The 13,337-nt window shown below is 60.7% G+C and carries 12 protein-coding genes; 2 read left to right on the top strand and 10 right to left on the bottom strand.

The genetic code is table 11. From position 1 onward, the window contains the following. Positions 1-98 precede the first annotated feature (98 nt). The 9 genes from JZX89_RS20495 to aztA form a co-directional block, all read right to left on the bottom strand. Positions 99-1,175 carry an ABC transporter ATP-binding protein gene (locus JZX89_RS20495; protein WP_207135202.1) on the bottom strand — a complete coding sequence of 359 codons (1,077 nt, stop codon included), beginning with the start codon at positions 1,173-1,175 and terminating at the stop codon, positions 99-101. Positions 1,176-1,179: 4 nt separating this feature from the next. Further along, the gene (locus JZX89_RS20500) at positions 1,180-2,010 is read right to left on the bottom strand and encodes a carbohydrate ABC transporter permease (protein ID WP_003510396.1); all 831 of its coding nucleotides are present in this window, start codon (positions 2,008-2,010) and stop codon (positions 1,180-1,182) included. A gap of 3 nt (positions 2,011-2,013) precedes the next feature. Next, on the bottom strand, positions 2,014-2,958 hold the full coding sequence (locus JZX89_RS20505) for a carbohydrate ABC transporter permease (protein WP_003525091.1): 945 nt from the start codon (positions 2,956-2,958) through the stop codon (positions 2,014-2,016). A 148-nt stretch (positions 2,959-3,106) separates the two neighbouring features. Continuing rightward, a complete protein-coding gene (locus JZX89_RS20510; RefSeq protein ID WP_207135203.1) occupies positions 3,107-4,366 on the bottom strand; it encodes an ABC transporter substrate-binding protein in 1,260 nt (419 codons plus the stop codon). Positions 4,367-4,405: 39 nt separating this feature from the next. Further along, positions 4,406-5,578 (bottom strand): PLP-dependent transferase, encoded by a 1,173-nt coding sequence (locus JZX89_RS20515; RefSeq protein WP_207135204.1) that lies wholly within the window; start codon positions 5,576-5,578, stop codon positions 4,406-4,408. Next, complete coding sequence (locus JZX89_RS20520; RefSeq protein ID WP_046800886.1) at positions 5,575-6,267, bottom strand: FadR/GntR family transcriptional regulator; 693 nt, start codon at positions 6,265-6,267, stop codon at positions 5,575-5,577. Before JZX89_RS20520 ends, JZX89_RS20515 begins: the two co-directional genes overlap by 4 nt. A 392-nt stretch (positions 6,268-6,659) precedes the next feature. Then, on the bottom strand, positions 6,660-7,655 hold the full coding sequence (gene aztC, locus JZX89_RS20525) for a zinc ABC transporter substrate-binding protein AztC (RefSeq protein ID WP_207135205.1): 996 nt from the start codon (positions 7,653-7,655) through the stop codon (positions 6,660-6,662). A 29-nt stretch (positions 7,656-7,684) separates the two neighbouring features. Continuing rightward, entirely contained in the window at positions 7,685-8,551 is an 867-nt protein-coding gene (aztB, locus tag JZX89_RS20530) for a zinc ABC transporter permease AztB (protein ID WP_153516560.1), read from the bottom strand. After that, positions 8,544-9,383, bottom strand: coding sequence for a zinc ABC transporter ATP-binding protein AztA (gene aztA, locus JZX89_RS20535; RefSeq protein WP_207135206.1), 840 nt, complete (start codon positions 9,381-9,383; stop codon positions 8,544-8,546). The genes aztB and aztA overlap by 8 nt, the downstream gene beginning before the upstream one ends. 298 nt (positions 9,384-9,681) lie before the next feature. Between aztA and zigA the strand changes: the two genes are divergently transcribed. Continuing rightward, positions 9,682-10,884, top strand: coding sequence for a zinc metallochaperone GTPase ZigA (zigA, locus tag JZX89_RS20540; RefSeq protein WP_149899043.1), 1,203 nt, complete (start codon positions 9,682-9,684; stop codon positions 10,882-10,884). Between the two features lie 83 nt (positions 10,885-10,967). Here the strand turns inward: zigA and JZX89_RS20545 are convergent, their stop codons facing one another. After that, on the bottom strand, positions 10,968-12,185 hold the full coding sequence (locus JZX89_RS20545) for an MFS transporter (protein WP_207135207.1): 1,218 nt from the start codon (positions 12,183-12,185) through the stop codon (positions 10,968-10,970). Between the two features lie 182 nt (positions 12,186-12,367). Between JZX89_RS20545 and JZX89_RS20550 the strand changes: the two genes are divergently transcribed. Then, complete coding sequence (locus JZX89_RS20550; protein WP_149899045.1) at positions 12,368-13,306, top strand: AraC family transcriptional regulator; 939 nt, start codon at positions 12,368-12,370, stop codon at positions 13,304-13,306. Positions 13,307-13,337: the final 31 nt, after the last annotated feature.

The raw sequence follows: 13,337 nt of genomic DNA on the forward strand, positions 1-13,337 counted from the left end.
AGTTCGAATGCAGGCATGGCGATACCGTCTTCATCACGCCGGATGAGACGAAGGTCCACAGGTTCGATGACAGGGGGCTGGCGGTATGACCTTGCGCGTCAGTCTTCGCCGACCCTGACGCCATCACGGTCAAAGACATGCAGCCGTTCCCGAGGGAAACCGACCCGCAGGGATTTGCCCGGCTGCAACAGCGCCCGGTCTGACGAAAACAGCTTGAAGGGCAATCCGTGCACGGTCAGATGCAGGATGATGCCGAGGCCGGTCGGCTCGACCAGATCGACCGCCGCTTCGACACCGCCTTCAGCGGGCGAAACGGTGACATGTTCCGGGCGGATGCCGAGCGTGACCAGCTCACCATCGGCAAGCTTCACATCGCGGCCGAGTGCGAGACGCGTGCCATCGCCGAGCACAACGAAACTGCCGCCATTCTCGTGGTGAAGCCGCCCTTCGAGAAAATTCATGCCCGGCGAGCCGATGAAACCGGCCACAAACAGATTGGCGGGGCGGTCGTAAAGATCGAGCGGCGCGCCGATCTGCTGCACATGGCCGGCATTCATCGCGACGATGCGCGAGGCAAGCGTCATCGCCTCGATCTGGTCATGGGTGACATAAACCGAGGTGGCCCCGAGATCGGCATGCATGCGCTTGATTTCGGCGCGCATCTGCTCGCGCAGACGGGCATCGAGGTTGGAGAGCGGCTCATCGAACAGGAAGGCCTTTGGCTGGCGCACGATAGCGCGGCCCATGGCGACACGCTGGCGCTGGCCACCGGACAGCGCCTTCGGGCGGCGGGCGAGATAGGGATCGAGGCCGAGCTTGGCGGAAGCACCGGCCACCGCCGCCGCGATGGTTTCTTTCGGGCTGCGGCGCAGGCGCAGGCTGTAGCTCATATTGTCGGCGACGCTCATATGCGGATAGAGCGCATAGGACTGGAACACCATGGCAATGTCGCGATCCTTCGGCCGGCGATCATTGACGCGTTCACCGTCGATGGACAGGTCGCCGGATGTTATCTCTTCAAGCCCGGCGATCATGCGCAGCAGCGTCGATTTTCCGCAGCCGGAGGGGCCGACGAGGACGATGAACTCGCCATCCCTGATATCAAGATCGACGCCATGCAGCACGGCGAGGTCGCCATAGGTCTTGCCGACATTCTTCAGCTCGATGGAAGCCATGGGATTATCCTTTCACCGCGCCGGCCGTCAGGCCCTGCACGAGATAACGTTGAATGAGCAGGAAGAAGAGGCAGGCCGGAATGAGCGCCAGAACGCCCGCCGCCATCATCTGCCCGAAATCGACAGAAAATTTCGAAACGAAGGTCAGAAGGCCAACCGGGAAGGTGGCGCTCTGGTTGCCGGAAATCAGCATCAGTGCAAACAGAAGCTCACTCCACGCGGCGGTGAAGACGAAGCCGAGCGTCGCGGCAATGCCCGGCAAAGTCAGCGGCAGGATGATTTGGCGGAAGGCCGTAAACCGGCTTGCCCCGTCGATCATCGCCGCCTCTTCCAGATCCTTCGGAATGCCGTCGAAGAAGGACTGCATGAGGAAGGTGGCGAAGGGAACGTTGAAGGCGGTGTAGACGATGACGAGACCGGTGAGGCTGTTGGTGAGGCCGAGCGGCGACAGCATCTTGAAGATCGGCGCGACCAGCATCACCAGCGGAAACATCTGGGTGATCAGCATCAAGGCGACGATCCAGTATTTGCCCTTGAAGCGGAACCGCGACAGGGCGTAACCGGACAGCGAGGAAAGTACCGTTACGGCAAGGGCCGTGGAGCCGGCAACGATGACGCTGTTCTTAAAAAACGTCGGGAAGGCACTGTTTTCTATGACATAACGATAATGATCGAGCGTCGCATGCGACGGCCACATCCGCACACCTTCGCTATAAAGCAGGTCGTTCGGCGTGACGGAAACCTTGAGCAGCCAGAACAGCGGGAAGAGCGCAAAGACGATATAGGCAAGGATCGCCAGACGATGGGCAAGGGTGAGAAATATCCTTGATGTCATCGGTCAGTCCTTCTCGATCAGGCGCTGGCGCAGCAGCACGATCAGCATGGAATAAGCAAGCAGCAGGACCAGCAGCACCAGCGCGATGGCCGAGGCATAACCGAAATCGAGACGCCGGAAGGCCTGCGTGAAGATATAGCTGGCGACAATCTGCGTGCGGTCGGCCGGCCCGCCATTGGTCATGACGATGATGAGATCGGCGAAATTGGCGATCCAGACGGTGCGCAGCAGGATGGTGATGGCGATGGTGGGCGCCAGAAACGGCAGCGTGATCGAGGTGAAACGCTGCAACGGGTTGGCCCCGTCGATCTCCGCCGCCTCGTAAAGATCGCGCGGAATGGCCTGCAATGCCGCAAGCAGGGTGATGGCGAAGAAGGGAATGCCCCACCAGACATTGGCGATGATCGGCCCCCACATGGCAAGCTGCGGATCGGCGAGAATATTGTTGGGTGCGGATAACAGCCCGAGCGAGACCATCCAGTGCGGCAGCGGCCCGATGACCGGATTGAACAGCCAGGCCCAGTTGAGGCCGGCAAGGAATGTCGGCACCGCCCATGGCAGAAATACCAGCGCCTGCGCCAACCCCCTGCCCGCAAAGGGTTTATCGAGCAGCAGCGCCAGAATGAGGCCGAAGAAGAATTGCAGGAAAACGGAGGCTCCGGTCCACCACAGCGTATTTTTCAGCGCCCGGTAAAAGGCCGCATCCTGCGACAGGGCTTCCAGATGTTTCAGGCCGACGAAACCGCCGGAAAACGGGTTGAGCAGCTGCACGTCGCGAAACGCATAGGAGAGACCAAGCACCAGCGGCACCAGCATGACGGCGACGATGAGCACCAGCACGGGCGCGCTGTAGAGCCAGGGTTCGGCCCAGTCGGCAAACCTTCGCATCGCCGGTTTGCCAGCCGGTTTGCGCGCGGCCACCGGCCCGGCGCCATGGGCATAGGACATTGTATCGCTCCCTGATCGGACGACGGAACGGACGGGTTCTCCAGCCTCTCGGCTCACCGATCCGAAAATTTCAAGAAAAGGCCTGTCGCAGCGAAGGCCGGCAAGACCGCCGCACGGGCATTTTCGCCCGCACGGCCTGTCCGTGTCGTTATTTCGAAGCGAGGAACTTCTGCTGCGCCTTCGTCATGTAATCAGCCCATTGCTTGGCCAGATCTTCCGGCGTGATATCGCCGAGCAGCGCTTCCTGCGATGTCTTGATAACAAGCGAATCCTTGAAGAAGGCGAATTCCTCAAGATAGGTCGGCATTTTCGTCGGCACGGCGTTCTTGTCGGCAAGCTCGTCGAACCAGCCCTTGAACTGCTCGCTGGCATAGAAGGGGTCTTTTTCCGCCGACTTGTGCACCGGCAGCGCGCCGGTCTTCTTGTTCCATTCGATATTGCCTTCCGGCCCTTCGAGCGTCTCGACCAGTTTCCAGGAGAGATCCTTGTTGGCGGAGGCCGACATGATCGACCAGCCTGCAAAGCCGATGGTCGGGAAGGTCTTGCCGTCAGGTCCCTTCGGCATGGTCATGACGCCGAAATCTTCCGGCTTCATGCGCTGGGCAATGGCGATCAGCGCATCCGGGTCCTGATCGAGGAAGGCGCAGGTGCCGGAATAAAAGCCGGCGACGATCTCGTTGAAGCCCCAGTTGACGCTGTCCTTCGGCGCGTAACCGTTCTTGTAGAGATCGATCACATAGGTCAGGCCCTTCACCCAGCCGGGGCTGTCGAAGGTGGAGGTGCCGTCCTTGGTGAAGAACTCGTTCGAGCCTGCCATGGATGCGCCGAACATGACCCAGCCGTTAAGCCCGCCCGGCCCGCCGCGCAGGCAGTAGCCAGATTTGCCGGGAAGGGCTGCGACCTTCTTGGAGGCATCGGCAAATTCCTCGAGCGTCTTCGGTGGTTCCTTCACGCCGGCCTGTTCCAGCAGTTTCTTGTTGTAGAACATGGCGCGCAGGTAGAAGCCGTAGGGCAGCATATAGGCGGTGTTCTTCACATCGCGGCCAAGTTCCAGCGTGCGCTCGCTCAGGCCCTTGGTGTATTCCCATTTGGCAAGATAGGGCTCGAGGCTCTCCAACATGCCGTTATTGGCATAAAGCGACAGCCAGGTGTCGGGCATTTCCATCACGTCAGGCACATCGCCGGCCGAGACCATGGTGGCGAATTTCTGGAAGGCTTCGCTCCACGGCAGGGAGATGATTTCCACCTTGGTGCCGGGATTGGCAGCCTCGAATTTCGAGACGATGCCTTTCAGCGTTTCCGTCCGCTCCGGGCTGGTGATGACCTCGACCAGTTTCAAGGTCGTGTCCGCCAGCGCCGTTCCGGTCATCAGGGCGGTGAAGATTGCTGCTGTTACCAGTTTTTTCATGTCGTTCTCCCCTTTTTTTGTCGTCAGTTTAAAAACACGTCAGGCGGCGGAGGCCGCCTTGATCGCGGGTTCGAGATCGTTCCAGAGCGCTTCCGTGCCCTCCAGCCCGACATGCAGGCGCACCGAACGCGCGCTGATGCCGAACGTGTGGGCGGAGTTTGGCTGCGCCTTCTGTTCGAGCACCACTTCTCCGGGAACGATCAGGCTTTCATGCCCGCCCCAGGAAACACCCAGTTTGAAAAGCTTGAGGCGGTCGGCAAAAGCGCGCACATCCACCCCTTCCTTAAAGATGAAGGAAAACAGGCCCGACGTGCCGTTGAGACCCGGCGGCAGGCGGTTCGCCAACCCCGGATGGCAGACCTTCTCCACCACATCCAGCGCCTGCAGGCGGGTTGCGATATCAAGCGCCGAGGCCTGATGCGCCTTCATGCGCAGCGGCAGGGTGCGAAGCCCGCGAATGAGCAGCCAGGCATCGAAAGGCGACATCTTGCCGCCGAGATAGGGATAGGTTTCCGCCCGGATGCGGTCGATCATCGCCTTGGAACCGGCCACCACGCCGGAGACCACGTCGCTGTGGCCGCCGAGATATTTCGATGCCGAATGCACGACCAGATCAACACCGAGGGAAATCGGCTGCTGGAAGACCGGGCTTGCCCAGGAGTTGTCGATGACGGTGACGGCACCATGACGCTTGCCGATGGCGGCCAGCGCTGCGACATCATGGGCTTCCATCACCCAGCTCGTCGGGCTTTCCATATAAAACAGCTTCGCGCCCGGCATCGCCTTTTCAACCGCCGCCTCGTCGCGGCCATCGACATAAACGACCTCGATATTCATGCGCTGCATGAAGGTGCCGAACAGGCGAAACGCATCGGGATAGACATGGCGCACCGCGACGATGCGGTCGCCCGGAGACACGAAGGACAACACGGTGGAGGAAATAGCGGACATGCCGCTGGCAAAACCGAGCGCATCTTCGGCGCCTTCGAGCTTGGCCAGCATCTCCTCGAACATGCGCACCGTCGGGTTCAGCCCGCGTGTATAGACCGGCCGTACCTTCTCGCCGCGATAGGTGGAGACCATTTCGTCGTAGCTGGAAAAGGTGAAAAGCGAGGTCTGCACCAGCGGCGGCACCACGGCTTCGAAAGCGTGGGTCTCGTCATGGGCGACGATCAGGGAGGCGGGATCGAAGAGATCGTTGCCTTGGTTCATTTCGACATGTCCTTGATATCCTCCTCGACGACGGCGAGGATTTTCAGTGTTTCTTCACGGGCGGTCTCGGCGTCGCCGGCGGCGATGGCGTTGAACAGCGTGCGGTGAAAGGGAAAGGAGCGACCGGCGAAATCCGGGCGGTCGAACGGCTTCGACCAGAAGCGTTCGAAACCTTCGCGCATCTGCTCCAGAAGCTGCTTGAACAGCGTATTATGGGTGGCATCGTAGATCGACAGATGGAAGGCAAGGTCGGCCTTGCCGGAGGTTCCTTCCGCCAGATGCACCCGCTCCATCTCGTCGAGCCGTGCTTCCATCGTGGCGATATCGTCCGCCGTGCGCCGACGCGCAGCCGCCATGGAGGCCTCCACCTCGATGCCGCGCCGCACTTCCAGCGTCATCAACAGCGCATCGCGCAGGCTTTCGGCATCGATGGAAATCGGCATATGCACGGTGGCGGCGGAAATCGGCTTCAGCAGGTAATTGCCGCTGCCCTTGCGGCTGTCGATGACGCCAAGCGCCTGAAATTTGCGGATGACTTCGCGGATGGTCGACCGGCCGACACCCAGGGCCGCCATCAGCTCGCGCTCGGCCGGCAGCCGCTCGCCGGCCTTCAGCCCCGCCCGCTCGACATAGTCGGAAAGCGCCGCCTCGACCTGGCGCACACGGTCGCTCGGCGGAATCGGCTGCATGAGTTCCCGGCTGGACCTGTCCAAGACGCACCCTCTAAATTGGTCTGACATCTTACCATTTCAAAGAGGCGATTGATTGTCAACGGGCAACGCGAGACGTGCACCGGGAAGATCGCTGCCCATGCTCGTTCGTATTGGAAGTACCGGGGGAAATTTCAGCGGATCGAAAAAAGGCGAAGGTAGTCACCACGATGTGGATGACAAAGGCCGAAAGCCTCTCTTTCGTCATGCTCGGGCCTGTCCCGAGCATCTGCTCCGTTTCGACCGAACGCGACGTGATTGGATCCTCGGGACAAGCCCGAGGATGACGCCGCGTGCAGGGAAAGGTTCAGCAAAAAAGCAGAGGGTGGCCTTGAGCCACCCTCCTTTGATTCACACTGAACTCACGAAACTTACTGCGTCAGAACCGCCGCCTTGATGGTCTGAATATTGTGGTTGATCATGTCGATATAGGTGGCAGCCGGGCCATCGGCGGTGGAAAGCGCGTCGGAATAAAGCGTGCCGCCAACCTTCAGGCCGGTTTCGCTGGCGATCTGGTCGATCAGCCGCTTGTCGGTGATGTTTTCGACGAAGATCGCCGAGGCCTTGTCGTGTTTGACCTGATCCACGAGCTTGGCGACATCGGCGGCAGAGGCTTCGGATTCCGTCGAGATGCCCTCGGGAGCGAGGAAATTCAGGCCATAAGCGTGCTCGAAATAACCGAAAGCATCATGCGAGGTGATGATGACGCGCTTTTCCGGCGGGATGGCGGCAACTTCAGTCTTCACCTTCTCGTTCAGAGCGGCAAGCTTGGCGATATAGGCATCCGAATTGGCCGTGTATGTGGCGCAACCAGCCTTATCGACTTCGCAAAATGCGCCGGCAATGTTCTTCACATAGATTTCCGCGTTCTTGATCGACTGCCAGGCATGCGGGTCGAATTCACCGTGATGGTGGTGACCTTCATGGTCGTGGTCGTGGCCGGCTTCTTCCGCCTTGTGGTCGTGGCCTTCCTCTTCTTCCGCTTCCGGATGGGCATGGCCAGCCGGTTCTTCGGAGAGCTTCAACGGTTCGACACCCTTGGTCAGTTCCACGACCGGGGCCTTGGTGCCGCTGGTGTCGATCAGCCGCTTCAGGAAGCCTTCAAATTCCAGGCCATTGACCAGCACCACATTCGCCTTGCTGACGGCAACCGCATCGGCCGGACGCGGTTCATAGACATGCGCGTCGCCATCCGGACCGACGAGCGTGGTAATCTCGACGCGGTCGCCGCCGACATTTTTGGCGAAATCGGCGATGATCGAGAAACTGGCCACGACCTTGAGTTCGGCAGCCGAAGCCTGCGCCATCAGGACCGGGGAGAGGGTAAGAAGGCTTGCGCAGGTGGCAAGACGGAAGGTTCTGAACATGAAGGTTCTCCTTTTTTCGAACGCTGTTTTCAGGCCGTTCTGTGGCGGCCGGAACCGAGAAGATCGCCGAGCAAGCCGCGCGTGCCGACGAGAATGGAGAGCGCATAGATGACGCCCGCCGAAAGGATGATCGCCGGGCCTGAGGGCAGCGACGCGTGATAGGACAGGATGAGGCCGGCAAAGCAGGAAACCATGCCGATGCCGATAGAGATGAAGCACATGGGTGCCACGCGGTTGGACCAGAACCGGCTGGCGGCGGCGGGCAACATCATCAGGCCGACCGAAAGCAGCGTTCCGAGCGCCTGAAAGCCACCAACCAGATTGAGCACGACGATGGCGAGGAAGAGAAAATGCACCGGGCTGCCCCAGTTGCTGACCGAGCGCAGGAACAGGGGATCGAGGCATTCCGCCAGAAGCGCCCGCCAGAAAGTGATCATCACCACCAGCGTCACGATGCAGATGCCGCTGATGAGGCCGAGCGCCTCGTTGTTCAGCGCCAGCACCGTGCCGAACAGCACATGCATGAGATCGACGCTGGAGCCACGCCATGAAACGAGCAGCACGCCGAGCGCCAGTGAAATCAGATAAAAGGCGGCAAGTGACGCATCTTCCTTCTGGACGGTGAAACGCGACACCGCACCGGCACCCAGCGCCACCACGAGGCCGACCACCAGCCCGCCGATCGTCATCGGCAGGATTTCCAGCCCGTAAAACAGAAAGCCAACCGCCGCCCCCGGCAGGATGGCGTGCGACATGGCGTCGCCCGTGAGACTCATGCGCCGCAGCATCAGGAACACCCCGACCGGCCCGCAGCTGATGGCAAGGATCAAGGCGCCGGCAAGCGCCCGCTGCATGAAGACATATTGGACGAAGGGTTCGATGAAGAAATCAGCCATGGGCATTCGAATTCGCGTGGGAGTTGGCTTGGGGATGAGTGTGAGAATGTGACGACGACGCCCGTGGGCCTGCATCGAGCGCATTGGTCATTGGCGCATCGCCCGGCGCACACCATGGTGCATTCTCCTCCCATGCCTCGTAGAAATGCCGCGCCTGGCGCATGTTTTCCGGCTTCAGGACATCGGCTGTCGGGCCGAGGCCGACGAGACGCCGCGCGAGGAACAGGGTCTGGGGAAAATGCTGCCGCACCAGCTCACGGTCATGCAGGACGGCCAGCACCGTGCGCCCTTCCGCAACCCATGCCTTGATCAGCACCAGAAGATCGGTGACGGTGCGCTCATCAACGGCATTGAAGGGTTCATCCAGCAGGATCAACTGCGCGTCCTGCAACATGGCGCGGGCAAACAGGGCACGCTGCATCTGGCCACCGGAGAGCGAATCTATATTGCGCTTTTCAAAGCCGGAAAGCCCGACCGCTTCCATCACCCGGCCCATCGCCGCTTTGTCCTCAGAACGGTGGCGGCCAAGCAGGCCGCGCCTGGGCCAGAGACCCAGCGCGACGAGATCGCGCACCTGAGCCGGGAACGACCGGTCGAGTTCCGACTGCTGCGGCAGATAGGCGACGGAAATGCCAGAGCTGATCCGGCACTCACCGCCGAGCGGTTTCAAAATGCCGGCGATACCCTTCATCAGCGTCGATTTGCCCGAGCCATTGGCGCCGACAACCGCGGTGAGCGATCCCTTGGTGATATCGCCATCCAGATGATGCACGGCCGCACGGCCGGCATATCCAAGCGTCAGATTTGTGAAGGTGAGGCACGGATCGCTCATCGATCCCTCCTGGGCGGGGTTTCATTCGAGGACCCTTGATATGTAATGTTATTACATTCGTCAAACGAATATGTAATGAAATAACATTAACTATTGGAAAGTCAGAGCGGCACGCTGTTGAGCAGAGACCTCACGCCTCCGCAGATGCTTTTTTTCCAAAGCCCGTTGACATGTCGCACATATGTAATGTTATTACGTTACATAACTGGAACCGGCACTTCAAAAATCCTCCGTTTCCAGATCGCCTGCCGTGGTCGTCATGACGCCCACGCGACTGTTGCCACAGAACGAGGTCCCCATGAAAAAACTCCCCGTCACCGTCCTCTCCGGCTTTTTAGGCGCTGGCAAAACCACCCTTCTCAACCACATCCTCGCCAATCGTGATGGTCTGCGGGTGGCGTTGATCGTCAACGATATGAGCGAAATCAATATCGATGCGGCGCTGGTGCGGGATGGCGGCGCCAATCTCTCGCGCACCGAGGAACAGCTGGTGGAAATGACCAATGGCTGCATCTGTTGCACGCTGCGCGACGACCTCTTGACCGAGGTCCGCGCGCTCGCCGAACAGGGTCGCTTCGACTATCTGCTGATTGAATCCACCGGCATCGCCGAGCCGCTTCCCGTGGCCGCCACCTTCGATTTCCGTGACGAGAACGGCCGCAGCCTGTCTGATGTCGCGCAGCTGGATACGATGGTGACGGTGGTGGATGCCGCCAATCTTCTCAATGATTACGGTTCATCCGATTTTCTGGCCGACCGGGGCGAAACGGCGGGTGATGGCGACAACCGCACCATCGTCGACCTTCTGGTCGAGCAGATCGAATTTGCCGATGTGGTCGTCCTCAACAAGATCGGCACTGCGACGCCACAGGAGCGGGATGCGGCCCGCAAGATCATCGTCGGGCTGAACCCGGATGCGAAACTCATCGAGGCGGATTTCGGCAGGGTGGAACTGAAAGAAGTGCTCGGCACCGGTCGCTTCGATTTCGCCAGGGCCGAAGAACATCCCCTGTGGTTCAAGGAACTGCACGGCTTCAAGGACCACATTCCCGAAACCGAGGAATATGGCATCCGCTCCTTCGTTTACCGCGCCAAAAAACCCTTCGACCCCGTGCTGTTCCAGCGCTTTATCGATCGTGCCTGGCCGGGGGTGGTGCGCGCCAAGGGCTTCTTCTGGCTGGCGACACGGCCGCGTTATGTCGGCGAGATCAGTCAGGCGGGCGCATTGGTGCGCACCGGCAAGATGGGTCTCTGGTGGTCCGCCGTACCGAAAGAGCAATGGCCACGTGAAAAGCAGTTCCTCGACATGATGAAACCCTATCTCGATCCGGTCTTCGGCGACCGGCGGCAGGAAATCGTCTTCATCGGTTCCGATCCCATGAGTGAGGCCCGCATCCGCGCCCAGCTCGACGCCTGCCTGATCGACACCGAAGCCTTCACGCCCGACGCATGGCGGCACCTGCCGGACCCCTTCGTCAATTGGGACAGACAGGCCGCCTGACCGGGACTGGACGGCACAACAGGCAAACTCAAATTAAAAAAGGCCCGCACAAATGCGGGCCTTTTTTTGTTTTAGCGGGGTTCTTATCCCTGCGATGCCTCAACCTGTGGCACCACACCGCGGCGCGACGCCATGAGCGAGGCGCCGAGAAGCGCTGCAATCGCCACGAAGACGAAGACCATCGTTGCCCCCTGCAGATCGATCAGCAGGCCGCCCAGAACCGCGCCGCTGGAAATGGCGATCTGGAAGGTGGTGAGCAGCAGCGCACCGGCGCTTTCCGCCTCATCGGAAGCCACGCGGGTGATGAAGCTCTGCACGCTGACCGGAAGCGCACCGAAGGCAAAACCCCAGGAGGCGATAGCCACGCCCGCAACGACGGGAGATGCGCCGGCAATCACCAGAATGGAGGCCGAAGCGGCAATCAGCGTGGCGGCGAAGGTCACTGCCCATGCCGTGTTCTTCTCGGCAAGGAAACCGCCGAAGAGATTACCAAAGAAGCCACCTATGCCATAAACCAGAAGAACGAGGGAAATCGCTTCAACGCCGAGCTGCGGCACGTTTTCCAGGAACGGGCGAACATAGGTGAAGCCGGCGAAGTGACCCGCAACGATGAACAGCGTCGTCAGAAGGCCGATCCGGACCTGGGGCCGCTGCAGCAGCCGGAACATGGTGGAAAGACCGGGTGCGCCGGCAGGCGGCAGAGACGGGATGGTCAGCAGCTGCACGACAAGTGCGATGACACCGAGCACACCTGCAACCACGAAGGCCGCGCGCCAGCCGAGCGTCGCGCCGATCCATGCGCCCACCGGTGCGGCACAGACGGTGGCGACCGAAACCCCCGTGAGGATGATGGCCATGGCACGCGGCATTTTATCGAGCGGCACGAGCCGCAGCGCCAGCGCCGCCGACATGGCCCAGAAGCCGCCAAGGCCGATGCCGAGCAGAACGCGCGATGCGAACAGCATGAAAAGCCCGTTGGCAAAGGCGGCAAGCGTGCTGGAAATGATCAGCAGCAGGGTCAGCCCCAGAAGCGTCCAGCGGCGGTCGATGCTGCGTGTGCCGATGACGACGCCGGGGCCAGCAACCGCGGCAACCAGCGCGGTGACGGTGATGGATTGCCCGGCAATGCCGGAGCTGATGGCAAGATCTTCCGAGAGCGGCGTCAGAAGGCTGACCGGCAGAAATTCCGCCGTCACCAGCCCGAAGACGCCGAGCGAAAGCGAAACCACGGCGGCCCACTTCGCATCCGGCTCTTTTCTGCGCGGCACATATTCGAGTTCGTTTATGGTCCGGTTATTCATGAAAATCTCCTGATGCGCATTGCCTGAATGCGCCCTGAAATGGAAGGGCGACGGCGACGAAACCGCTGGGAGGCCGGTTCAGCACCCGCAAATCAATCATCGTAACCTATGCGTGACAGCCCGGCGTTTCCATGCTAGAAAATCCGTATTCCTTAACTAATCGTCCGAATTTGCGAGATGTCATGAATGATGCCCTGACGGAAATGCTGCGAGGTCTGAGGCTTGACGGCGTGGAATATGGCCGCTGCCGCATGGCTACCCCCTGGGCGACCGCCTTTCCCGAACAGGAAGCGGCGCGGTTTCATTTCATCGGCGTCGGCCAGGCGAAACTGCGCAAGCCTTCCGGCGAATGGCTGATGCTTAAATGCGGCGATGCTGTGCTTCTGCCGCGCGGGCACGCCCATGTGCTTGCCAGCGGCGAGAATGTGACGCCCTCACCCTTTGACCGTTTCGGCAAAAAGGAAGTCTGTCAGGGTATTTTCGACATACAATGCGCCAGCGCCGGCGGCGATACCGTGGCCTTTACCGCCTCCATGCGTTTCAACATGGATAATCTGCACCCGCTGTTACAGCTGATGCCGGATGTGATGCTGACCAGCGATCTGGCCAAAAGCGACCCGGCTATTCCGCACCTGCTGGAAGCCATGGCGCGCGAAGTGGAGCTGAACCGCGTCGGCGCGGGCGGCATTCTGGCAAGGCTTGCCGACGTGCTGACCGCGACCCTGATCCGCACCTGGGTGGAATATGGCTGCGGCGATTCCAGCGGCTGGCTGGCCGCCGTGCGCAATCCCGAACTCGGGCGGGTGCTGGCCGCCATCCACCTCAGCCCCGAAAAAGACTGGAGCGTGGAAGAACTTGCCTCCTTGATGGGCGCATCCCGCTCCAGTTTCGCGGAACGTTTCACCCGCGTGGTGGGTGAAAGCCCGGCGCGTTATGTGGTGCGCGTGCGCATGCATCAGGCACGTCTGTGGCTGCGCGAAGGCATGCGCGTGACGCTGGCTGCGGAAAAGCTCGGTTACGATTCCGAAGCCTCCTTCAGCCGCGCCTTCAAACGGGTGCTCGGCGCGCCACCCAGCCAGTTCCGCCGGAAGGACACGGCCGGGCTGGAGGATGCGGCTTAAAAGCTTCAGACAAACCGGGTAAGGATAGTGT

The sequence above is a fragment of the Agrobacterium burrii genome, from assembly GCF_017313405.1.
Lineage (GTDB): Bacteria > Pseudomonadota > Alphaproteobacteria > Rhizobiales > Rhizobiaceae > Agrobacterium > Agrobacterium burrii.